This window comes from Colwellia sp. PAMC 21821, assembly GCF_002077175.1.
GTDB lineage: Bacteria > Pseudomonadota > Gammaproteobacteria > Enterobacterales > Alteromonadaceae > Cognaticolwellia.
Genome location: NZ_CP014943.1, coordinates 3,266,952 through 3,290,988, shown reverse-complemented (window position 1 = coordinate 3,290,988; position 24,037 = coordinate 3,266,952). Strand labels below are relative to the sequence as shown.

Annotated in this window: 18 protein-coding genes and 2 pseudogenes; 11 read left to right on the top strand and 9 right to left on the bottom strand. The window is 37.9% G+C overall.

Features of this window, described 5'->3' with window-relative positions; all coding sequences use genetic code 11:
- Positions 1–534: 534 nt before the first annotated feature.
- A complete protein-coding gene (locus A3Q33_RS13980; protein ID WP_196797960.1) occupies positions 535–2,604 on the bottom strand; it encodes an amidohydrolase family protein in 2,070 nt (689 codons plus the stop codon).
- Between the two features lie 193 nt (positions 2,605–2,797).
- Entirely contained in the window at positions 2,798–4,090 is a 1,293-nt protein-coding gene (locus A3Q33_RS13975; RefSeq protein ID WP_081180471.1) for an NAD(P)/FAD-dependent oxidoreductase, read from the bottom strand.
- 171 nt (positions 4,091–4,261) lie between these two features.
- Here A3Q33_RS13975 and A3Q33_RS13970 point away from each other — a divergent pair, with 171 nt between their 5' ends.
- The 3 genes and pseudogenes from A3Q33_RS13970 (at position 4,262) to A3Q33_RS13960 (ending at position 7,556) form a co-directional block, all read left to right on the top strand.
- The gene (locus A3Q33_RS13970) at positions 4,262–4,810 is read left to right on the top strand and encodes a cupin domain-containing protein (RefSeq protein WP_081180470.1); all 549 of its coding nucleotides are present in this window, start codon (positions 4,262–4,264) and stop codon (positions 4,808–4,810) included.
- 328 nt (positions 4,811–5,138) lie between these two features.
- A pseudogene (locus A3Q33_RS13965) lies at positions 5,139–6,588 on the top strand (IS1182 family transposase).
- Positions 6,589–7,061: 473 nt separating this feature from the next.
- Entirely contained in the window at positions 7,062–7,556 is a 495-nt protein-coding gene (locus A3Q33_RS13960; RefSeq protein WP_081180469.1) for a DUF2306 domain-containing protein, read from the top strand.
- Between the two features lie 19 nt (positions 7,557–7,575).
- On the opposite strand, the pseudogene A3Q33_RS13955 reads toward A3Q33_RS13960, so the two are convergent.
- Positions 7,576–8,838, bottom strand: a pseudogene (locus tag A3Q33_RS13955) (IS110 family RNA-guided transposase).
- Positions 8,839–9,194: 356 nt separating this feature from the next.
- Here A3Q33_RS13955 and A3Q33_RS13950 point away from each other — a divergent pair.
- The 7 genes from A3Q33_RS13950 (at position 9,195) to A3Q33_RS13920 (ending at position 15,462) form a co-directional block, all read left to right on the top strand.
- Positions 9,195–9,725, top strand: a complete 531-nt coding sequence (locus tag A3Q33_RS13950) for a hypothetical protein (RefSeq protein ID WP_081180468.1) — start codon at positions 9,195–9,197, stop codon at positions 9,723–9,725.
- A gap of 114 nt (positions 9,726–9,839) precedes the next feature.
- Entirely contained in the window at positions 9,840–10,679 is an 840-nt protein-coding gene (locus tag A3Q33_RS13945; RefSeq protein ID WP_081180467.1) for a toll/interleukin-1 receptor domain-containing protein, read from the top strand.
- Positions 10,680–10,783: 104 nt separating this feature from the next.
- Positions 10,784–11,551: a hypothetical protein gene (locus A3Q33_RS13940; protein ID WP_081180466.1), complete on the top strand. Its 768-nt coding sequence runs from the start codon at positions 10,784–10,786 to the stop codon at positions 11,549–11,551.
- Between the two features lie 138 nt (positions 11,552–11,689).
- Positions 11,690–12,073: a tetratricopeptide repeat protein gene (locus A3Q33_RS13935; RefSeq protein WP_081180465.1), complete on the top strand. Its 384-nt coding sequence runs from the start codon at positions 11,690–11,692 to the stop codon at positions 12,071–12,073.
- A 128-nt stretch (positions 12,074–12,201) separates the two neighbouring features.
- A complete protein-coding gene (locus A3Q33_RS13930) occupies positions 12,202–12,762 on the top strand; it encodes a hypothetical protein (protein WP_081180464.1) in 561 nt (186 codons plus the stop codon).
- A gap of 273 nt (positions 12,763–13,035) precedes the next feature.
- Positions 13,036–13,455 carry a hypothetical protein gene (locus A3Q33_RS13925; RefSeq protein WP_081180463.1) on the top strand — a complete coding sequence of 140 codons (420 nt, stop codon included), beginning with the start codon at positions 13,036–13,038 and terminating at the stop codon, positions 13,453–13,455.
- Between the two features lie 714 nt (positions 13,456–14,169).
- Positions 14,170–15,462, top strand: coding sequence for an NAD(P)/FAD-dependent oxidoreductase (locus A3Q33_RS13920; RefSeq protein WP_081180462.1), 1,293 nt, complete (start codon positions 14,170–14,172; stop codon positions 15,460–15,462).
- Positions 15,463–15,574: 112 nt separating this feature from the next.
- Here the strand turns inward: A3Q33_RS13920 and A3Q33_RS13915 are convergent, their stop codons facing one another.
- From A3Q33_RS13915 to aptA, 5 genes are all read right to left on the bottom strand, one after another.
- Positions 15,575–16,981, bottom strand: a complete 1,407-nt coding sequence (locus tag A3Q33_RS13915) for an NAD(P)/FAD-dependent oxidoreductase (RefSeq protein ID WP_081180461.1) — start codon at positions 16,979–16,981, stop codon at positions 15,575–15,577.
- A gap of 62 nt (positions 16,982–17,043) precedes the next feature.
- Entirely contained in the window at positions 17,044–18,600 is a 1,557-nt protein-coding gene (locus tag A3Q33_RS13910; protein WP_231295679.1) for an aldehyde dehydrogenase family protein, read from the bottom strand.
- Between the two features lie 2 nt (positions 18,601–18,602).
- On the bottom strand, positions 18,603–19,298 hold the full coding sequence (locus A3Q33_RS13905) for a cupin domain-containing protein (protein WP_081180460.1): 696 nt from the start codon (positions 19,296–19,298) through the stop codon (positions 18,603–18,605).
- A gap of 34 nt (positions 19,299–19,332) precedes the next feature.
- Complete coding sequence (locus A3Q33_RS13900; protein ID WP_081180459.1) at positions 19,333–20,823, bottom strand: CoA-acylating methylmalonate-semialdehyde dehydrogenase; 1,491 nt, start codon at positions 20,821–20,823, stop codon at positions 19,333–19,335.
- A gap of 115 nt (positions 20,824–20,938) precedes the next feature.
- Complete coding sequence (gene aptA, locus A3Q33_RS13895) at positions 20,939–22,285, bottom strand: omega-aminotransferase AptA (protein ID WP_081180458.1); 1,347 nt, start codon at positions 22,283–22,285, stop codon at positions 20,939–20,941.
- Between the two features lie 159 nt (positions 22,286–22,444).
- Here aptA and A3Q33_RS13890 point away from each other — a divergent pair, with 159 nt between their 5' ends.
- Entirely contained in the window at positions 22,445–23,362 is a 918-nt protein-coding gene (locus A3Q33_RS13890; protein ID WP_081180457.1) for a LysR family transcriptional regulator, read from the top strand.
- A 19-nt stretch (positions 23,363–23,381) separates the two neighbouring features.
- Here A3Q33_RS13890 and A3Q33_RS13885 read toward each other — a convergent pair whose 3' ends face one another.
- Positions 23,382–23,801, bottom strand: a complete 420-nt coding sequence (locus A3Q33_RS13885) for an acyl-CoA thioesterase (protein WP_081152345.1) — start codon at positions 23,799–23,801, stop codon at positions 23,382–23,384.
- Positions 23,802–24,037 lie beyond the last annotated feature (236 nt).

Genomic DNA, 24,037 nt, shown 5'->3' with positions numbered 1-24,037 from the left:
ATAATTTCATAAAAACGCAGTAATTGATGACTTTAACCCATTGAAATGATCAGCTAATGAGTGAGATAGAGATAAGCGATTAAAGCGCGCAACCTCTATGCCTTCGCTTATAAACTCGAGCAATGTTTAATACCCATTTCATTAATGAGGTGATCTATTTTATACGTAGGGAAAATGGCCAAACACAAGGCATTTATCTTAATAACGAGTTGTTATACCAAATGTAATAAGTTATTGACCAATTTTAAGCGAGGATAAATTGTTCAAGAATAAGGCGTTTGATTGAGTAATAGCGGGCTATTGGGATTGAAAACAACGCAGTTATTGACGATTTAAACCGCCTTAAAATGATCGATTATTTATTTCAATTGGTATTAGGACAATTCGCTCCTGCATTGTCTAATAAGCTGCATTCATGCAGCGATAATGATTAATTAAATAACGCAGTACTGGCCCATTTTAACCAGTATAAATGATCAGATTAATATATAAGCCTGGTATAATAAACATCTTAAAAAAACTAATCGTTCTCAATTACCGTAGGTATTGTCGTGAAAGGCTTGATACCGAACTCAGGGTACACTTCACTCGGGAAATAAATGGCCCCCCCTTGGCAACCATCGAGACAGTTTTGATAGCGCGAAGATCTGATATCGGATTGCCGGGAACTAAGAAAAAATCAGCAAGCTTACCAACTTCAATACTGCCCAATTGTTCGCCATAGCCTAAGTAATTTGCCATATCATATGAACCTCTGCGTAAAACTTCTGCGTTAGATAACCCTATTTTTTTAAACAGCTCTAACTCTCTATGCAGTTCAAAAGCGCCACCTAAATCGGTACCTGGAACAAGAAATATACCTTTTTTATGCATCAATGCGAGTGTTTCAATAATTTTATCAAAAGCCGATAGGTAGGCGGTATCTTCTTCTTGATCAGCAACATTTAATAAGGCAACTTTCGTACTTCTTTGAACCCCAACAGGCATGTTGTCTATATAATCTTTTGTGCCAATGCGGGTTTTACCATTTCTAGCTGTTAAGCCAAATTCATGAATAACAATAGTGGGATCAACTGCGATGTTTTTTTCAACCATGGTGTTCAAGGTACTTTGCACTTTTTCGCTATTAAGATCTAAGTCAACGAAACGTTTCATGCCGGTAATGCGATAAAGCGTACGAGTATCCTCTTCTCTATCTAGTACCCAGCTGAGCATGCCTTGGTTAATATGGGTAATTTCGTCGTAGCCTGCAGCAATCATTTCATCAACGGTTGAGAAAGCGGGTATATGACCTGTCACGCGCATGCCATGATTTTTCGCTGCTTTCGCCATTGCAGGTACCCATTCACCATTAATCGAACTGTATATTTTTATTTGGAAGTAGCCTCCTTTTTCACCATACATATTAACAAGGTCGACGGCTTCTTGCTCAGTCGAAGCCATTTCACCCGTAGCATTTGAAAACTCACTTTTTCCTTCAATAAAGCCGCTTTTAGTAATGCGAGGACCAATAATTTGATTGCTTTCAATTTTGTTAATTAAAGCGTCAAGTACTTCTATCTCGTTACCCATATCTCGAACTGAAGTTACGCCAGCCATTACATTAAGTAGTGCGTCGTTATCGCTCATGTGACCATGCATTTCATATAAACCAGGAATTAATGTACCGCCATTACCCTCAATCAGAATTTCTCCATTTTTTGCGATATCGACCGATGGCTCAACAGCCGTAATTTTATCTTTCTCAATCAGCACCGATTTAGCAGCAGTGAGCTGCATAGTTACAGGATCAAATATTCGGACGTTATTAATTCGTACAGGGTGTTCATAGTTGTGTGTTGCTCTCTTCGCTATTTTTTCAAATCGGCTGGCATTCAAACTAGCAGCTAAATCGCTCAAAGTTTTATTTTGTTTCTCTAATCCTTCACGAATAACCACAAAGCGCGGAGATATATAGCCAAGCATATTATGCTTGTTATCAAGCGCAATATAACTTGGGTCAAGCTCAATACCATTAATCGCATAAATTGACGCCTTAACCATAGCGCCGTTAACATCACTAAGTTCTACGGCATCGACTTGGGTTATGGTGAGCTCGCCAGCAGGAAGTGCTGACAATGAATGACTGGTCTGTTCTAGTAAGGCTTTAGCGTAAATGTAAAGCGCGTACGGACTTGCATTTTGTGCAATGTAGATTGCATTATTGTCAAATTTTGCGCTACCACTTTCAGCTGAACTTTGCCAAACCGCCCTATTACCCTGCAAGCTAAATTGTTCATCAACCTCATTCCCGAATACCGTTTTCCCTGTAATTCGCCACTCAATGGGTAAACCAGAATTTGATAACTTTAGAACTTCTTTACTGCTAGCACCACGACCATTATTACTAAATGAAAAATCAATATTGATGTTTCCCGCATCGTGATTAACTAACATTCCACCTACATCTGTGCCACCAAAAATCACTCTAAATTTTTCTTGTTCAGATGGTGCTACTTTTACTGTAGCTATTGTTTTATGTTGTTGAGAACACCCAAAAATGCTCATCAATACAATGCCACAGATAAATAAATTAATACGTTTGGTGGGAATTTTAATGTTCATGACGAAGCCTTTTATTAGTATAGTGTTCAGAATACGAAGAATAGACACAATAAAGGGTCTGCGCAACTGAGTGCTATAAATCTAGCTACGTCCATTAATATTTCAGGTGAACATTTTAATAACTTGTAATGATTTGTGCTTAAAAAAACGAATACTACTTGGGTGTGTTTTTGGTTAATTAATATCGTACTTTCTAAAATTTATCGAGTAGCTGATGATACATCATACCCATAGCGAGTAAGGGGGAGCGCAAGTGCTTACCACCCGGAAAAGTAAAATGTTTCACTTTTGCAAAGTGATTAATTAAATCAGACTCACCATGAATAGCTTCAGCAAGTATTTTTCCAGCAACATGCGTAATGTTTACGCCATGTCCGGCATACGCTTGGGCGTAATATATATTTTTATCTAAACGGCCAATTTGCGGCAGCCGATTAGCACCTATCCCTATCATACCGCCCCATTGATAATCGATTTTAATGTCGGCTAACTCAGGGAATGCCTTCAGCATTCTAGGGATTAACGTTGCTGCTATATCTTTAGGATCTCGACCTGAATAGTTACAAAGACCACCAAATAACAAACGCTTATCAGCAGATAAACGAAAATAATCTACATCAATTTTTTGATCACATACCGCATGGTTATTGGGTAATAATTTTTTATAAACGGTTTCATCTAGTGGCTCTGTAGCGATTATGTAACTACCTGCGGGTAATACTTTATGTGCTATTTTAGGGGCAAGCTCGCCTAAATAAGCATTACCTGCAAGAATAAGCTTTTTAGCTTTTACTTCACCCTTTGCGGTTTTTATAACAATAGTTTCACCGGCCGTAAATTTTTCTACTTTAGAGTCTTCAAATATTTTTACGCCCATTGAACTTGCAGCTTGTGCTTCACCTCGACAAAGATTGAGCGGGTGTAAGTGTCCGCTCCCCATATCGATTAAGCCTCCAATATAAGCATCAGATCCTATAACTTGTTTCTTAAGCTCCGTCTTACCTAATAATTCAATAGGGTGTAGATATTGATAACGATTCAGGTGTTTCACTTCAGCTTCGAGCGACTTCATATGTTTGTCACGCGTTGCAAGGTCGCAATAGCCCATAGTGAGATCACAATCAATTTTGTATTTATTAATACGGTCGATAACAATTTGGTTAGCTTGAAATCCCAATTGAGTGATCGCATCAACGCCTTGCTGGCCAATTGTTTTTCTAAAACCCTCAATATTTTGGCCAATACCGCGAATAATTTGACCTCCATTTCGCCCAGACGCGCCCCAGCCAATTTTATGAGACTCAAGTACCACAACCTTATAACCGCGTTCTGCTAACTCTATCGCACTTGAAATACCGCTAAACCCACCACCGACAATGCACACATCAGCATTTATGATCTCTTGAAGGCTAGGATAATCTTGTTGATATTTTAATGAAGAGAAGTAATAAGAATCAGCATGGTTAGGTGTATGTACTTTAGTCATCGAAAATTGCTCTTATTATTAAATTAAATTTAAGTCCCAGCGCCCACAAAAACAAACACTTCGTAAATTATAATTAACAACTTAACGCAACTAATGACTTAAGCCAAGTTCTCGTTATATAATTCAGAAAAATATATTCAAAATAATAGTTTGAATCTTAAAGGAAATTAAATGGATGTAGGCAAAAGACTTAAGTCTATTAGATTAATCAGAAATATGTCTCAACGTGAACTAGCCAAAAAAGCGGGTGTCACCAATAGTACAATTTCAATGATTGAAAAAAATAGCGTAAGCCCATCTATTAGTTCACTGAAAAAAGTACTTAATGGCATACCTATTTCGTTAGTTGAATTTTTCACAGAAGATAATAATGAGGAAAAAATTCAACAAGTAGTTTATACCTCAGATGAATTAATGGATATTGGCTCAGGCGATGTGCACATGCATTTAGTCGGCAAATCTTTCCCGAAAAGACAGATGACTTTTTTAGTCGAAACCTACCCTGAAAATGCGGATACCGGCACTGAAATGCTGCAAAACGATGCCGAAGAAGGCGGTTTTATTCTAGAAGGAAAAATTGAACTTACCGTAGGATCTGAAGTATTTATTCTCAATACCAACGACAGTTATTATTTCGATAATAATAAACCTCATCGCTTTAGAAACCCTTTTAGTGAAGTATGTAAAATTGTTAGCGCAACAACACCAGCTAATTTTTAATAACTACAAATAGGTCTGCATAATAGCAAAAATAGATTTTACACATTAAATGGAAAATATCTACCATCAGTGCCACCCAATTGCATGTAGCGTTGCCAGCCAATTACATTTAAGTTTGCCACCCTAAAAAACTTTAAGTATTTATAAAAATAGATGTAATCATTCATTTACTTTATGGCAACTGTGAGCCCAGACTGTGTGAAAACGTTTTGATCACTTTTTCGAATAAAAACCGAATACTTATGATCAATCGTTCTCAAAAAAACATAATGAATAACTCTATATTTGCTATAATATTCATATGGTTAATTGATTACATGTTTGCTATATGTCACGTCATATTAAAGGTTTATCTCGCTCCCAAGCAACCCTATTTCCAGAGATGCTTGATGATTTTGTCGCTAAAGAAAATCCTGTTAGAGTAATTGATGTATTTGTCGATGGGTTAGATTTAGAAAACCTTGGTTTTAAAGGTGTTCAATCTAAAGCAACTGGCCGTCCTGGTTATCACCCCGCCGTATTACTCAAAATTTATATCTATGGTTATTTAAACCGAATTCAGTCATCACGCTGTCTAGAGCGAGAAACACAACGTAATGTTGAACTTATGTGGCTCACGGAGCGTTTATCACCAGACTTTAAAACAATTGCTGACTTTAGAAAAGATAACCATCGTGGGATTAAAAACACCTGTAAAACCTTCGTTCAAATGTGTCATAAATTCAATATGTTTAGTGAAGCGACTGTTGCTATTGATGGTAGTAAGTTTAAGGCATCCAACAACAAAGATAAAAACTACACACCGAGTAAAATGAAGTCTCATATTGAGCGAGTAGAAAAACATATCAATAATTATTTTTTGAAGCTTGAACAGTCAGATTCACAAGAGAACGCATCACAATACATTGCTAATATTGAATCTAAATTAGATTTCCTAAAACAACACCTCGTTGAACTAAAAGAGATGGAATTAGCCGTCAATAATCATCCTGATAAACAAGTATCAACAGTCGATCCTGATTCCCGCTTGATGAAAACACAGGGCATGACACGAGCTATTTGCTATAACATACAAAGCGCTGTGGATACGAAACATCATTTAATTGTTGCTCACGAAGTCACCAATACAACAGATAGGGGTCAGTTGTGCAATATGACCAAACTGACACTTAAAGCGTTAGGGAAAAGTGTTAGGGAAAAGTGTTACAACAATATTGGCAGATAAGGGTTATTACAGCCGACAAGATATTAAAGATACTCAAGATTTAGGTGTATCGACTCTTGTACCAAAAACCGATACATCAGGCTCAGAAAAGAAGGGGATTTTTAACAAGTCACTGTTTCAATACAATCAAGATAATGATGTTTATATTTGCCCTGCGGGCAATGAGCTTCAACATCGATTCAATGCGATAGAAGGAGGGTTGGATATCAAAATTTACTTCAATGGTATGGCTTGTAAAAATTGTACTATTCGAAGCCAATGTACCCGTTCTAAAAAAGACCCAAGAAGAATGAGACGTTGGATCCATGAAGCCGATATGGAAAAAATGGAAGCCTTGCTCAAAGCAACGCCTGATGCGATGCTTCAACGAAAACAAACGGTTGAACATCCCTTTGGTACGATTAAGTTGTGGGCAGGAGCCACGCACCTTTTAACAAGAGGGTTTAAAAATGTCAGTACAGAATTGAACCTGCATGTATTGGCGTATAATTTAAAAAGAATGCTCAGTATATTTGGATCAGAAATATTGATGAAGGAAGTGATATTTCCGTAAGAGGTAACTCTTTCCTTAAAAGGCCCAAATATGTTCCAAATAGGAGCCAATATCAGCAATTTTGAACGAATAAAAAATATAAAGCATGAATATTCATAAATATCGGCTTCGCTACGCGAAGCCTTATAAAGAGCTGATATAAACCCTCAATAATGAAAACTTACAATAATTAGTTTTCACACAGGCTGAGCCTAAAGCAGACCTAGATGCCTCATCTTCCTGTTCTTAATTTAGTTTAATTACTGAGTATTTAAATGCAGTTGTAACTTGTTTCCCCCCAAGTCAAGAAATGAGGCATGTTGCCTCATTTCGTCTATAAGCGAAATTTTTGTTTTTATCTGTAGGTAATAAGTGGTGTTGGCTGCAAAGATTTGTTATTAATATATAAAATAAATAAGGTGGAAACTTTTTTTCTGTATAAGAGGCAAGTTGCATCCTACTAAATTGTTAGCAATACATGGAGGTTTAGCGATATGGATATATTTGAGTCAACAATAGGTGCTTTCCATACTATTTTAGCTGTAGTAGCTTTAATTTCTGGTGCTTACGTAGTATTCAAAACAAAAGGCACACTTACCCATAAAAAAGTGGGTTATATTTATGTAGCATCAATGATTTCTATGAATATAACCGCTTTGTTTACTCACGTTTTATTTACATTCGGTCCATTTCATATTCTTGCTGTATTTTCATTATTAACCGTTTTATTCGGTATTTTATCTCCTCTTTTATTTAGGCATCATGATAACTGGCTACAATGGCATTACTCCGGAATGTCATGGTCTTATGTTGGTTTATGGGCTGCCTTTGCCGCTGAAACTGTTGTTCGCCTCCCATTGGAGAGTTTAGGTGTATCTTTTTGGCAGGTGGTTATTGGGGCATCATTGCTAATTACTTGGCTTGGTGGTTATTATATAAAAAAACATAAGAGCAGCTTGGTGGTAGGTATTGCTAACAACACGCCCTGAGGTGGACAACTAGTAAAATTTAGCTATTTATTGCAAATTTTAAAAGTGGTGAGCCTCTTCTTTTCAATGCCGCTAAATATGTCGACTCATTGTAGGGTGTATTTGTTTTCCAACATCTAAATACGATCCTTATCCACTTAAAAGCCAGTGATCTTATGATGCTATTATGTGGTTTTCCTTTGCTTTTTTGTTGTTCATAATAGGCCTTTGCCCAAAATGAATAACGAATAGAAAATCCTGCCCATTCAACAAATGTTTGCCTCAAAAAGGTAGGGCAACTGTAGCGCCAATGTGTCCACATTTTTTTGCCACTACGTTCAATTACCGGCGCAATACCCGCATATTTTTGTAGTTCAGACGCATCATGGTAACGATCTCTATTGTTACCAAATGCCACCAATAGGCGCGGCGCAAGTTGTGGCCCTGCACCGGGGAGACTATCAAAAATAACTTTATCTTTTTGTGCTTTGTAGGCACGCTTTATCACTTTATCTAACGATTCAATCCCTTTTAGTAACACTTTGAATTGTACAATGAGCACTTCAATTAAAAGCTGATTAGGCTCTATCACGCCGGTGTCCTCTGTTAGCGGCATAGCATTTTTAATACTTAATATGCGGGCATCATTAACATGGGCATAATGTGAGTTATGACTGTTAAAAAAATCTAAGAGCGTTTGTTTCTTTGCTCGTTTAACTTTAGCAAGAGATGGCCATTTACTGATAAAGTCGCAAAAGATATATGTGTCTTTTTCTTTAAATCATTCAAGTGCTTGTGGGTAGTAATTCTTTAATGTGGCGGTTATCTTATTCGATATATCGACACTGTCTTGTACTAAGCTTCGTCGATATTCAACCAGTTGTGCTAGCGAGCGTATAGCCGCTGATTCAGGCTCGATGATGGATAATTTATCCATATGTAATGTGAGTATTTCAACTTGTAGAAATGCATCTGTAGGATCATCTTTAGCACCACTTGGCGTGAAGGCTTTACGAAAATTAGCGACAGCTGAGGGATTAATCGTAAATAGAACGAGGTGACTGTACTTAGATAATGCATAAATGATCGGGCCTTTTTTTAGTTCACAGGCGATCGCAATTTTCTGGTTGGGGTAGCGTTTTTTAAGACTCATTGCCCAGTCGTGTAATGATTCTGGCGTGCTCTTAATAATAGAATAGTGGTATTTTTTGGAGTGAATGGGGTGTTCACAAACATCATGTTTTTTATCTGCCCAATCAATGCCGATTAAGGCAGCGAAATCATTAACGTTATATGCTTTCATTTTTCAGCTCCTACGCGTAAAGTTAACGGTGGAATGTGCTTGAATCTCGTTTCTCGCAGGTCTTATAGAAAGTCGTGGTAGGCAATCCCTGAGTATGCGTTTTGAAGCGAGTTGCTCTGTTGGTTCGAACGTCTTGTTAGAAACATTGGATGTTTGCAATTCAATATTCGTAACCAACAGGAGCATGTTCCACCTAATCTAATAGTAAGTTACTTTATGAAATTAAGTGGCTTGGTCGAACTATAAGCAAATCAACAAGGACTAAAAACAGCGGGCTGTTCGCTCCGCTCCATTTTAGCCCACTATTTTTAGCCCGTTATTTGGGCGTTATAAGCCACAGGAAGTTTTGCGTTAACATGGTAGTTTCGAAAATTCTCAAATTAGAAAATCGCCAATTGAATTTTTGGGCTTTAATGGCGTTTTTTGTTATCGGTGTATTAATAGAGTTGGGCTTAGGTGTTCATTCATTTATCTATCTTTGTTTACTAGCTAGTTTTGCTTTTACTGAAAAGCCAGAGCAACATTACTTTCAAGATCCCAAAGATTTAGGTGAATATTCCTCTGAGTATTTGCCTTCTATTTATCGTGCATTTATGGCTATCTCTTTTGTAGTTTTAGCTTATTCTCACTCTGCTCTAATTACATTAGATATAGCATTTTTTATTCTCTGGTCATTGGGTTATTCATTGCTTGGCTTTACTTCTACCTTTATTCCTAAAAATGGTTTAAAGGTTGGTGGCAATTACAAAATAACTCAGGTTTACTTTATAATATTTTTATCAATTAATTTAGTGTTAATCTATTGGTTAATTACCGCTTTTTCAGGGTTTAATTGGTTTAGTTCAGTAATTACAAAACTATTAAGTTTGGTAGTAAGTGGCTTATAACAAGCTGTTAAAGCAGGACAAAATACAGTTGGCTGTTTTCGTCCCTCAACATTTTAGCCAACTAAATTTTGCCCCTTAACAGGGCGATAAGCCTCTAATTTGGCATGGAGTAATATGACTAACGATAAGAAAATATCTTTATTACAGAAGCTTATTGAAAAATCTGTAGCAGTAACTGTTGAAAGTAGCAGCGATCCTGAGTTTAAAAGTTGGAAAAATTTAGTAGAAAGAACCCTTATCAAAGTATTTGGTAAAAAATCCACTGAATTTGAACAATTTAGTGCATTAACTTTTCACTATAGGGTTTTTATAGTTACATCTTCAAGTGATTACACCTCTGATCACTTAAGGGTATTTAAGCAAGACTTTAAAATGCTTATAACATCAATTTATCAATATCTTGAAGAAATGATGGAAGAAAAACCCGAGATAATTGAACCTTTAAATGATGAAAAACCATTAACTAAAGTTTTTATTAGCCATGCATCAGCAGATGCTGATGTAGTGGAAGAAGTAGTAGAATTATTAGAAACTATAGGTCTTGAATCTAATCAAATATTTTGTACTTCATTTGAAGGGTATGGAATCGATTTAGGTGAAAATTTTCTAGATAAAATAAAAGAAGAATTATCATCGGATTCACTGGTTATTTTTATCCTGTCAGAGAACTTTTATAAAAGTCCTGTTTGTTTATGCGAAATGGGTGCAACTTGGGTATTAGCAAAAGAGCACATTCCCATGATTATCCCTCCACTAGATTATTCTGATGTTAAAGGTGTAATACCTTTATCCCAAGGTTTAAAGATCAATGAAACACTGAAGCTAAATTCATTAAAAGATAAAATTGAAAATGACTTTTCATTAAGTAATTCAATGTCGTCGTCTACTTGGGAGCGAAAGCGGGATCGCATTGTTGCAAGAATTGAAAAGCACTTATCTTCAATATTAGCTTAGAAGGCTTATAAGTCATTCAAAAGGACTAAAAACAGCGGGCTGTTCGCTCCGCTCCATTTTAGCCCACTATTTTTAGCCTTTTAATGAGGCGTTAGGTTTACTTGATGAATTCAATCACAGGTTGGCATCCATTTAAAACTGCATTAATTGTTTCTTTACCTTATTTGTTGGTCTGCGAAATAATATATTGTTGGTATAGTTCAGGTTCTAAGGATGGCTTTTTAATTGGAGGCATACTTCTATCTAACTTACTAATGCTCAGCTGGCTACTCTTTGGCAGAAATGCTTATTATACAGCACAAAATAAATCTACTTATTTAGGTTGCCAAAACGATCCTGTTACTATCGACGCAGCTAGAGCTTTTATTGAAGTGCAGACTGAAATTGGAATAACGTCCCTTGTAATATTCATTTGTATATTTTTACCCTCATATATCACGTTTATAATTACTAAATTTCTTAATCGACATGATTTACCGCAACAGCCATTTTATGATAGCTCAATAACAACGAGGCCTTTGTTCAAGAAAACTTTAATCTATTGCTTTTATTACTTACTGGTATGTGAAGCTATATATTTGTCTCTAAACGCAGTTCATGTTGCTTTAGGCTTTATACTTATGATTCTTTTTGCTGCTTTAATCTCGCCGAGCACTCTAATATTGGATATCTACGGATTCCGTATACGAGAGTTTTCGATTCAATATTTAGGCTGCCAAAGTGAGCCTGCTATTGAAAATTATGGTTTAATTATTATGGGGCAAGCGCGAATATTTAATAGTTTAATGGTATTGTTTGTTTTTTTATTTTTAACTAAATATTGCACTTTTATTGTTCGCAACTTAACGTTGACAAAGCAAATTGACAAATAAAAATATTGTGTATGTAACCTAAACCTAACAAGGGTTTTCAAGTCGGACAAATTACAGTTGGCTTTTTGTTCGTGCCTCACTTATTTTAGCCAACTGAAACTTGCCGCTTAAAACGGCGTTAGGCAAATACGAGTATCTATGAATTCTGGTGAATCAAAAAAATTAACTTTCGCTATCTGGGCGTTAACTATAGTAATGACTATTTCATTAATAACAGATATAGCTGCCTATTATGTATTCCCTGATATGTTAAACGATGTGGAGCAAGCGTTTGATGAATCTGAATTATCTTCAGAATACAAAGATCTCTACCTTAAAAACGAACTTGAAACCCTTCAAACTAAAGTTACAGCTAGGATATCTAGTCATCCGAATGATGAATATGCCTATTATTACCTTGGTCTTGTATTTTACAAACAAGAAGCGTTTGAAAAAGCTTATATAAACTTCAAAAAAGCTAGCGAATTAGATCCGTCATGGTCAAGTGCATTAAGTTATATGGAATATTCGTCAAATAGGTAATTTGCCTAACAAGAAATCAACAAGCACACGTAACAGTTGGCTACGTTTCGCTTCGCTACACAATTTTAGCCAACCATTACTTAGCCTGTTATTTAGGCGTTAGCTTACTCAGGTGGAAAGGAGTCAACTTGTCAAAATTTGAAATAGCTATAACCACTTTGCTCATAGGTTTTTTCATCGGCCAAGCAACTGACTTTATAAAATATAAATGGCAGATTAAACGTAAGAAAAAAGCATTAAATTCTGAAATACTTGATGTCCGAACAGACTTTCAAGAAAAACTTCAAAGAATTAAACAAGTTGTTACCGAAATGGATCCTTCTCATATAGGTATACAAGTTCCTGGCAAAGTTAGTACCGTTATCTTTGACAAATATTTCGCTGAAGTTTCACCTTATTTATCAGAAAATGAGCGTAAGTCCGTAATAACGATTTATAACCATGTTACACATTTCAACACGGAGCGAGACGAGGGCTTTAGAAACACCTTTACCGATGCTAAGAAGTCAGTATTTTTGCTTCACAATCAATGCTTGTTTGGTCAGGCTACATCAAATTTCTATTTAGAAAACGGTGGCGAAAAATTATTTTTGAAGCAAGAAAAAATGATTTTAGAAATAAATAAAGAAATACAAGAGTTTGCTAAGTTCAGTGAAATCATAAGCTATAAGCCAATCAAGCGGGACTAAAAACAGTTTGCTCGGTTTCGCTTCGCTACACATTTTAGCAAACAATTTTTAGCCCCTTATTGGGGCGTTGAGGCTGTAGAATTTCTCAAAAGTGGAAAAGGACAGATGAAATTTAAGTTCATACAGCCTTTAAAAGTCATTTTTTAGTGTGATATTGCCTCAGATTTCCCGTAAGAACGTTTTTGGGTTTAATTTTTAATAATTTTTGTGGCTGTTTTTTCTAAAAGAGAAATTCTACAGCCTCGTTATACGGCAAAGGAAGTGTGGTGTAAATTGAACTTATCACAGATACAATCTCGGCAAAAAATCGATAATGCTATTTTCACTTTTGGTACTTATGAGTCTGAAGGTGAAAAATTGTTTGGCTATAAAGTTTATTGTGCTGGCTCTGGTTCACATGAAATAGAAAAGTTCATGCCTTTGCAAAATGAAAGTTTGGTTTCATTTATAAGCAAACTTAAAGAGTTAAAGCAGAATAATTATAAAACTAAAATTAAAATAAAGTCGGGTTGGTCTAACATTAATCTGAAATTTTGTGGTGCTAAAACGGATAAAGGGATTAAAGTAAAAACTTATATTTCTGGTTTCTTATTCTTTAGTGCAGGTTTTGGTAGTTCATATGTCAGCCAATCAGATATAGACCGTTTAAGAAATAATTTAGAACATTGTTCTGTGGTGCAAACTGCCGTATAACAAAACGCCCTGAGGTGGACAACAATTAAAATTAGCGTCCTGAGATGAAAAGAAACTGGCCGCTATGACCTTATATCTGTCCATGAAACAAAGAGTAATTTCTGGTTAAAATTATCCCTAATATGTTCATGAGTTAACAAAGCTAACGTCCGCAATGTCGGAACAGTTGCCATTATAAAAATTAGTCTTAAAGACTGCTTTCCTAAAATTATAATGATTTACTTATTAAAATTAATGGTTAACCTAAATGATATTAGATGGTCAAAGTCAATGTTATTTAGTGGCAGTAGTGAATGTTAATAACCGGCAGTTCTAATGCAATTTGGTGGCATAACCGATGTAATTAACCATTAAACGATAAAAGCGCCATTATATTGAAAAACTTACCTTTTGTGACACTAAATTACACCTAGCCTAGTCAGTCTTTAAAATATCAGCTCGCCCCTAAAAACGTTAAGTATTTATAAAGTAAACGTAATCATGCATTTGCTTTATGGTTTTACAATTCTCTGTTGCAAGGATTTAAAGTCTGTATTTAAGTAACGCCAGCAACTTCAATCAGTTCATTATATTTTACAACAATTTTTTACATTTGCCTCAAAGCAGTAATATCAATTACTTTTGATTAAAACCTCGCTAGGTGTTTGTTATTTACAACGCCCGTGTTATTTTAGAAACATGAAAACCATGAATACACTACTTTAGGATTTAACAATGACAGCTTACCCTGACTCTTATTATGCTGCTACAGCAAATAAAACCGTAAATTACCCGACATTAGAAGGAGAGGTTACGGCAGACGTTTGTGTGGTTGGTGGCGGTTATAGCGGCTTATCAACCGCTATTGCCTTACAGGAGAAAGGTTACAAGGTAGTATTGTTAGAAGCAGCCAATATAGGCTTTGGCGCATCAGGCAGAAATGGTGGTCAGCTAGTCAATAGCTTTAGCCGAGATATTGATCATATTGAAAAGCATTATGGTGTAGATACTGCCAACGCCATGGGTAATATGGCCTTTGAAGGTGCTGATTGTATTCGTGGTTTAATCAAAAAATATAATATTGACGCTGACTATAAACACGGTGGTTTTTTTGCGGCTTTTACCGAGAAACAACTTAAAGAGCTTGAAAGTAAAAAAGCCCTTTGGGAGCGCTTTGGTAATAAAAAGCTATCTATGGTTGGCAAAGCTGACGTCAGTAAAATTGTGAATACTGACGCTTATATTGGTGGCTTGGTCGATGAACATTGTGGCCATATTCATCCGCTTAAATTAGCGTTAGGTGAAGCCGCAGCATTAGTCTCTATCGGCGGTGAAGTATTTGAACAATCGAAAGTTATTGATATTAAAAACATTAACGAAGATGGTAACGAAAAAGTTATTGTTAGCACCGAAAAAGGTCATGTTAAAGCTAAACTACTGGTTTTGGCCGGTAATGCCTACATGGGTAACCTTGAGCCCAAATTAGCGAGAAAATCGATGCCTTGTGGTACACAAATAGTCACCACGGAGGTATTACCTGAGGAACTGGCTAAATCACTTATTCCTTCGCAGTATTGTGTCGAAGATGTGAACTACAAATTAGATTATTACCGAATGACTGCTGATAATCGTTTACTTTTCGGTGGTGGCGTTACTTATGGTGGTGGCGATCCTGCCAGTATCAAAAAATTCTTAAAGCCACATATGGAGAAAATATTCCCAGCAATGAAAGATTATAAAATCGATTATGCCTGGGGCGGAGATTTTCTCTTAACCGTTAGTCGTTTACCGCAGTTAGGTAAAATAGGTAATAATATTTATTATGCACAAGGCTATAGCGGCCACGGCGTTAATACCTCGCATTTAGCCGGTAAAATATTAGCGGAAGCGATATCAGGTGAGCAGTCTCGTTTTGAAGTTTTTACAAGCTTACCTCATTACCCATTTATTGGCGGCAGAGCTATGCGAGTACCTATGACCATGATGGGTGCCTGGTATTACGGTTTAAGAGATAAATTAGGTATTTAATAGCTAGATACCCAAACGCATAAAATTAAAAACGGCTCCATTAGGAGCCGTTTTTAATAAGGGTAAAATAATTTAGGTTAAAGTTAGGTTTAAGTTTAAGTTTAAGTTTAAGTTAACAAGTAAAGCCTAAATTAAGCGCGTCTAATAGCTTCAACCATAATCCACGTTTACCATTTTTTTTATCTGCTTTTATTAATGCTTGCTGCGTTAAACGTACACCAATCCAACACAGTGGCTCGGGTACCCAGGGTAAAGTCCATTTTCTAACAAACTGCATTTTTATCACGTCACTCGGTTGATAGCCCAGTAACTCAATAGCCACGCGCGCGCCAAAACGCGAAGCGCCAACACCTAAACCGGTATAACCTACTGCCCAAGATAGGCGGCCATTATATGTTACACCTGGCACCATGCAAAAACGTGATGATGTCGCAATAATACCACTCCATCGATGGCTAAACTTTACACCTGCAAGTTGTGGAAAGGTTTCAAAAAACTCTTTAGCAAGTTGTTCAAAACGTTCAGGAATATCGGCATAATTATCACTTATACCGCGATTATAATAATATCGCACGGCACCGCCGCCGCCCCATGTAATACGGTTGTCTTTGGTCATTCTATAGTAATGAAACATATTGGCATGATTACCAATCGCATGACGCGTTTTATGCCAACCGATAGTATCTAACTGCGCTTGGGTTAATGGCTCGGTAGCTAATTGATAGTCCCAGACAGGAATAACACTACGACGAATTTTACCCACGCAACTGGTGAACGCATTGGTGGCCATTAACACTTTTTCGCTTTTTATGCTGGCGTGCTCACACTGAGCCAACATATGTGTTTTGCCTAGTGGCTGAACATCGACAAGGTCAGTTTCTTCATAAATTTTAACACCAAGTTCAAGTAAAACGCGCTTTAAACCCCAGCAAATCTTTAATGGATTTATCGTGCCATTTTGATCGCCACGGCGCCATAATCCGGCTAAATAAGTAGGTGAATTAACCTGGGCTTGCATTTGGGCTTGGTCTAGCCAAATCACATCATCACCGTCTGCTTTTTCAACGTCAAAATATTTGCGAATAGCGTCAACAGCGCCTTGATTAGTGGCTACTTCAGTTTCGCCAACCGATTCGTAATCAGCGTCTATGCCATACCGCTTTAAGCTAGCAAGAAGTTCAGTCATATTTTCTTGTCCTAACTCGTGAAGCTTTTCAGCTTCTCCTGGGAAATGGTGATCTGTATTGGTTTCACCATGCGCAAGGCTTGAATTTAAGAAACCGCCATTTCTGCCAGATGCGCCATTACCGATAAAGGTTTTCTCGATTAAGATAATATCAGCATCCGGTTTACGCTCTTTTGCTTGCAATGCTGCCCATAAGCCAGTGAAACCGCCACCAACAATTAATAGCTCACATTCACTGTCTGTAGTTAGCGATGCGAGTGTTTCTGGTTGCTGAGCAAGATCAAACCATATTGGTCGGTACGTTGAATCTTTCAACGCGTCAAGATGCTGCATTTTTATCTCACTTACTTGTTGAGTGCTGAATTTAAAAGTTGAACTTGCGTAATTTAGCGATATTACTTTACGTACCAACCCCAAGGTTCATCGCTGGTAAATTGGGTAATTTGTTTTGTTTCGAGATAATTATTAAACCCCCATTCACCTAGTTCCCGGCCAATACCTGATTGTTTATAACCGCCCCAAGGCGCTTCGACAAAAGTGGGTTGTGAGCAATTAACCCAAACAATGCCGGCCTTAAATGCTTTAGCGACACGGTCACATCGTTCTTGATCTTTCGACATAACGGCCGCCGCCAGTCCAAACCGGGAATCATTGGCTAACTCAATGGCTTCTTGCTCTGTTTTAAAGGCTTTAATACAAACCACAGGGCCGAATATTTCTTCTTGCCAAATCCAGCTGTCCTTATCAACATCGGTAAAAATAGCCGGCGTTAAAAAATAACCTTTATCAAAGTGATTTGGCTTTACGCCGCCATAAGCTAAAGTTGCGCCCTCTTGCACACCCCTAGCAATAGCGGCTTTGACTTTGTCGTATTGCATGGCATTGACCAACGGGCCTAGTAGCACTCCACTTTGATCACCAGCCCCAATAGTTATTTTTTTAGTTTCTTCAATTAAACGTTTTAATAGCGCCGGATAAATAGCTTCTGCTACCAGCACACGTGAGGTTGCTGAGCACACTTGGCCTTGATTCCAGAAAATACCAAACATGATCCACTCAACGGCTTTATCAATATCGGTATCTTCAAAAATAACTAAAGGTGATTTACCGCCGAGTTCCAGGCTAATATTTTTAATATCTTTCGCTGCCAAGGCCATAATTTTAGAGCCCGTAGGTACAGAGCCAGTAAACGCAAGTTTATCAATGTCAGGATGCTCTGCTAACGCTTGCCCTGCTGGTTGTCCTAAGCCAGTAACAATATTTAATACACCTGCTGGCAAACCTGCTTCTTGGGCAATTTCACCCAAGGCTAATGCAGTTAGCGGCGTAACTTCTGAAGGTTTTAATACCACAGTACAACCGGCTGCTAATGCTGGAGCAACTTTCCATGCCGCCATTAGCATTGGGAAATTCCAAGGAATAATAGCGCCCACAACACCTAAGGGCTCTTTGGTAGCTTTGGAAGTAAAATCCGGTTCAGATAAGCTAATCTCTTTAGTTGCCCGCTCATCAAATGACTCGGCAAGGTTAGCGTAAAACTCAAAGGTACCTGCGGTGTCTTCAATATCCCATTTTGCTTCAGGAAAAGGTTTACCGTTGTCGAGTACTTCTAGGTCTGATAATTCAGTTAAACGACGGGTAATTATCGCGGCCATTTTGCGTAAATAAACCGCCCGTTCGCTGCCTTTCATGTTTGGCCATGAGCCTTGATAAAAAGCTTTTTTGGCAGCCGCTACAGCATTATTTATGTCAGCTTGATTACCGGCAGACAAGTGAGCAATAACGTGTTCATTGGCAGGATTAATAACCGTAAATGTTTCGGCTGATTCAGCAGCTTGGAATTTACCATTAATAAAGTGTTTATTATGCATTGAGCCGCCGTCATGGAGCTGTGCAATTAAAGGTATTTTTTTTGTTATTGTCTTGATGTAATTCAACATTGAACTGCTCATGTTTAAGATAGCTCCACATAGTGATGGCTTATTTCTTCGCTCGCACGCCAAAAAGTTTGTCTTCCAGTCAACAGGAAAACATCACCTGCTTTAAAGTGATACTCGGTTAAATTACTGTCCATTAAGGTCACGAAGCCTGATTTTAAATAGATAAAACGGCGTTGCACACTACTCGCTATAGGCGAATCAGCGATATTGCCTTTAAAAGCCCCTGATATAAACTGCTGATCAGCACTTTTATAATAAATGCTATTCCCTAAGACAGTGGTCGCTGGAAACCTAACGATGCCATCTTTCGATGGAGCTAAGCTTACTTTTTTCGTGCAGGCTTTATCGGCGATGACATAAAACTTGCGTAAATAACCGGTTTGCTGCCACTGGCAATCATAACCTTTGGGAATAATAAAGCTTTCACCTGCTAAAATTGTTTCGCTGGTGTTGGTATTATTGTCCTTTATAACTGCAGCGCCCTCTATAAGCAGCATAAACTCGTCCATACCATAAGGCGCAGCAGTTTCTATCATATCCGTTGTATCCCAAACACCGATATATAACCCTAGATCATGCTCTGCTACATAGTCATAACTATGTTGAATCGGTACGGCTGATTCAAACATATCAGCAGTTAAATCATCGACCTTATCTGTAAACCCTTCAGGATTATCAGATAGGCGAATAATAGTGTGCTCTAAGGTCATCGCTTGTGCTCGTTATATGTATCGAATATTAAATTTAGCTCGGAAAAGCAAAACTTACGCCTTCACGCACACCACTTGACGGCCATCGCTGAGTGATAGTTTTACGTTTCGTGTAAAACCTTACACCATCTGGTCCGTAGGCATGTAAATCACCAAATAGGCTGCGCTTCCAACCGCCAAAACTATGGTAAGCAACCGGTACAGGTAATGGTACATTAATGCCCACCATACCCACTTCAATATGGTCAGAGAAATAACGAGCCGCTTCACCGTCACGAGTAAAGATACAGGTACCATTACCATATTCATGATCGTTGATCAGTTGCATGGCTTCTTCCATAGTGTTAACTCTAATAACTTGTAGCACCGGACCAAAAATTTCCGCTTTGTAACTGTCCATACTGGCGGTTACGTTATCAATTAACGTTGCACCGACAAAAAAGCCATTTTCATAGCCTTTAACCGTTGGATTACGACCATCGACGACTAACGTTGCACCTTGCTCAGCAGCACTTGAGATATAACCAACCACTTTATCTTGATGTACTTTCGTAATCACCGGGCCAAAATCATTATTCGCGTTTGAGTATTCACCAACGCTTAAGCTTTGCATCGCTTGTTGCATTTTCTCGATCAATGCATCACCTGCTTCATCGCCAACAGCTACCGCTACCGACAAGGCCATACAACGCTCTCCTGAAGAGCCAAATGCTGCGCCAACTAATTGATTTACCGCATTATCCATATCAGCATCTGGCATAACGATAGCGTGATTTTTTGCACCACCTAATGCTTGACAACGTTTGCCATTGGCACTGGCTGTGGTATAAATATATTCCGCAATGGGTGTTGAACCGACAAAACTAACCGCTTTAACACGTTGATCAGTTAACAAGGTATCAACGGCTTCTTTATCACCGTTGATAACATTCATTACGCCATCAGGTAAACCCGCTTCTTTTAATAAAGATGCAATGTATAACGTTGAACTTGGATCACGCTCAGACGGCTTTAATATAAAAGTATTACCGCAAACTATTGCAAGTGGAAACATCCACATAGGTACCATCGCAGGGAAGTTAAACGGCGTAATACCCGCGACAACACCAAGAGGCTGAAACTCGCTCCAAGAATCAATATTTGGTCCAACATTTTTGCTGTGCTCACCTTTTAATAACTCTGGTGCACCACAAGCAAATTCAACATTCTCGATACCGCGTTGTAATTCGCCGGCAGCATCATGGGATATTTTGCCATGCTCTTGGCCAATTAATTGGCAAATTTTGTCAGCATTTTGCTCTAATAACTCTTTAAATTTAAACATAACACGAGCACGTTTAATCGCCGGTGTATTACGCCAAGCCGGATAAGCTTCTTGTGCGGCAGCAATCGCTTTTTCAACGGTTACTTTTGAGGCAAGTGCTACTTTTTTTTCTGCTTTGCCCGTTGCAGGGTTAAAAACATCTTGCGTGCGATTATTATCATTGTACATTTCGCCGTTAATTAGGTGGCCGATAGTTGTCATCTTTTTTCCTTTAATGCTGTAGTTCACTTACTGATAAAGTAAATGTGTAAAAAAAACGGTGTTAATAAAAACTGTCGTTATAAAGTCTGTCGCTATAAAATGCCCTCAGCACAGATCAGTCAATTTCGTTCAGAGTCTCGCCAAGCGCGTTCATTAGGCTACTTATTTCTGGCAAGGTTGAAGTAAACGGTAAACCAAGCTGAATGGTGTCGCCGCCATAACGGACATAAAAACCTTTTTGCCACATCTTCATCGCTATTTGATGCGGTCGTTTCGCTGGTTCACCCGGCGCATGAGCAATAGTGATACCGCCAGCTAAACCATAGTTTCGAATATCGACCACATGCTTGCAACTTTTTAAGCTATGTAATACTTCTTGAAAATATGGTGCAATTGACTTCACTCTTTCAGGTAAGTTCTCTTGTGCTAAAATATCTAAGGAAGCCAGTGCCGCCGCACAGGCAACGGGGTGTGCTGAATAAGTATAGCCGTGAGGTAGCTCAAGCATGTACTCAGGCCCGCCGGCTGCCATAAATGTATCGTAAATTTCTTGCTTAGCAATAACAGCGCCCATGGGAATAACCCCATTAGTTAATTGTTTTGCCACGGTCATAATATCGGGTGTTACATCAAATTCAGCAGCACCGGTATTTGACCCCATACGACCGAACGCGGTGATCACTTCGTCGAAAATCAATAAAATATTATGCTTTGTACAAATGTCTCTTAAGCGTTTTAAGTAACCCTTAGGTGGTGGAATTACGCCAGCAGAACCCGCTAAGGGCTCAACAATAACAGCAGCGACATTTGACGCGTCATATACCGCGATCATCTCTTCTAATTCATTAGCTAAATCAGCACCCGTTTCTGGCATACCTTGGCTAAATTTATTTTCTGGTAACATGGTATGCGACAAATGCGATGCTTCAATGCCTTGGCCGTAAATCGCTCGATTAGGACCAATACCACCGACACTAATACCGCCAAAGTTAACACCGTGATAGCCCTTTGCACGACCAATAAAACGGGTTTTACTCGCCATGCCTTTTTTACGCCAATAACCACGAGCTATTTTCAGCGCTGTTTCAACAGATTCAGAGCCTGAACCAGTAAAAAACACACGATTTAAGCCGTCAGGCATCAGCTCAGTAATCCGGTGTGCTAATTCAAAAGATTTAGGATGACCAAATTGAAATGCAGGTGAATAGTCTAACGTTTTAGCTTGCTTGCTTATGGCTTCTGTAATTTCTGGGCGACTATGGCCAGCACCACAAGTCCAGAGTCCAGAGAGACCATCAAATATTTTACGGCCCTCTGCATCGGTGTAATAATTTCCTTCAGCCGAAACAATAATTCGAGGGTCTTTTTTAAACTCTCTATTGGCCGTAAATGGCATCCAATGCGCGTCTAACTGATCTTGAGTTAAGCCGTGGCTAGCTTGTTTGCTGTTATTGGTATTCATGATCCCACCTTACGCTTCATAACGTTTACAAAGTGTATGTTTAATTGCATGTCCTTATTATCAATGATTTAATAGGTTATTAAATCCATACTTTTAAAACTTAAGTTAAGTGTTTACTTACCTATTAGCATTAGGTAGGCATGCATAGGCATGACATAAATGAAGAAGAATAAAAATATTTTACCCAGGCAGTTAGGCGATGCTCATATTCGGCTTTTAAGAATTTATAAAGTGGTGATTGAATCCGGCGGATTCTCTGCAGCAGAAGTGGAGCTAAACATCAGCAGACCCGCAATCAGTTTGGCAATAACTGAGCTAGAGTCATTATTAAATATGAAGCTTTGCCATAGAGGCCGTTCTGGTTTTTCAATTACTGAGCAAGGCGAGCAAGTATATCAATCTGCGCTGCAGTTGTTGGGTAGTATTGAAAACTTTAGAGCTGAAATGAATGCGATAAATACCGACCTTGTCGGTGAATTAAATATTGGTATTACAGATAATTTGGTTACCATTGAAAAAATGCGCATCACTCGAGCCTTAAGTGCATTAAAGCATCGCGCACCTGAAATAATTATTAATATTCGAATGATACCGCCAAATGATATTGAATCGGCAATTTTGAATGGGCAATTACATATTGGTGTTGTGCCTAAATTTAGAACATTACCAGGGCTCAATTACTTACCCTTGTATAAAGAAGAATCGCTACTTTATTGTAGTGAACAACACCCTTTATTTCAGCAAGATTTACATCAAATTAGCGATGAATCTTTAATAAAATATGACGCGGTTGTGCCAAGCTACCCTCAGTCGGTAGAAATTAAGCAGCAACAAAAAACGCTAAATGCTACAGCAACTTCGACTGACCGAGAAGGTATTGCTTTTTTAATATTAACCGGGCGGTTTATTGGCTTTTTACCGACTCACTTTGCAAAGCGCTGGGTAACAAGAGATAAGCTGCGGGCAATTGAAAGCCACAATAGAAAGTTTAATACCAAGTTCTCAGCTATTACTAGCAAAGGAGCAAGGAGCCATTTAATTTTAGAAGCCTATTTAGAAGAGTTAGCTCAAACTTAAAACAACCCCTGATATTTAATTAATAATATGTTTCAGAAATAGAGCTACTAAAGTGCATATGTAGTTTTTGTTTGAAGCTATTAGAGATTGGACGTGATTCGCGAGTAATAAAATCAAAGTGAACCATCACTGCAGTGCCTGAAACATGCTTAACTCCATTCTGCCAAGCCTCTTGATATACATCTAGCGAGCTGGTACCAATGCGAGAAATATAGGTTTTTATTTCAACATCATAATCAAATAAAAGCGGTAAATGAAACTCGATAGTGCTTTTTGCTAAGGTTAATCCCCATTGGCTGAGATTTAAATTAAACTCTGGACTAAATAGCCTAAATATTGGGTTTCTTCCACCTTCAAACCATTGTGGTATTACCGTATTATTAATGTGCCCAAGCGCGTCCGTTTCGCCGACACGCGGCTTTATTATTTCATAAAACATATCTAACCCTAATAACTGAAAATGTAACCTAAAAGCAAAAAAGGCAAAAGTTTTGTTTAATGCCTGTTTGAAATAATATACTCATATATGAAAATGGTAAATATTTAATCTGCAATAAGGCAAACTATTGCGTATATCTGAGTCGAACATTAAACAGCAGCATCACAAACTGTAATTAAATGCACATTAACAATAAAGATTTACCATAAGTTGAGTCGTTATAGCTACTTTAGCAA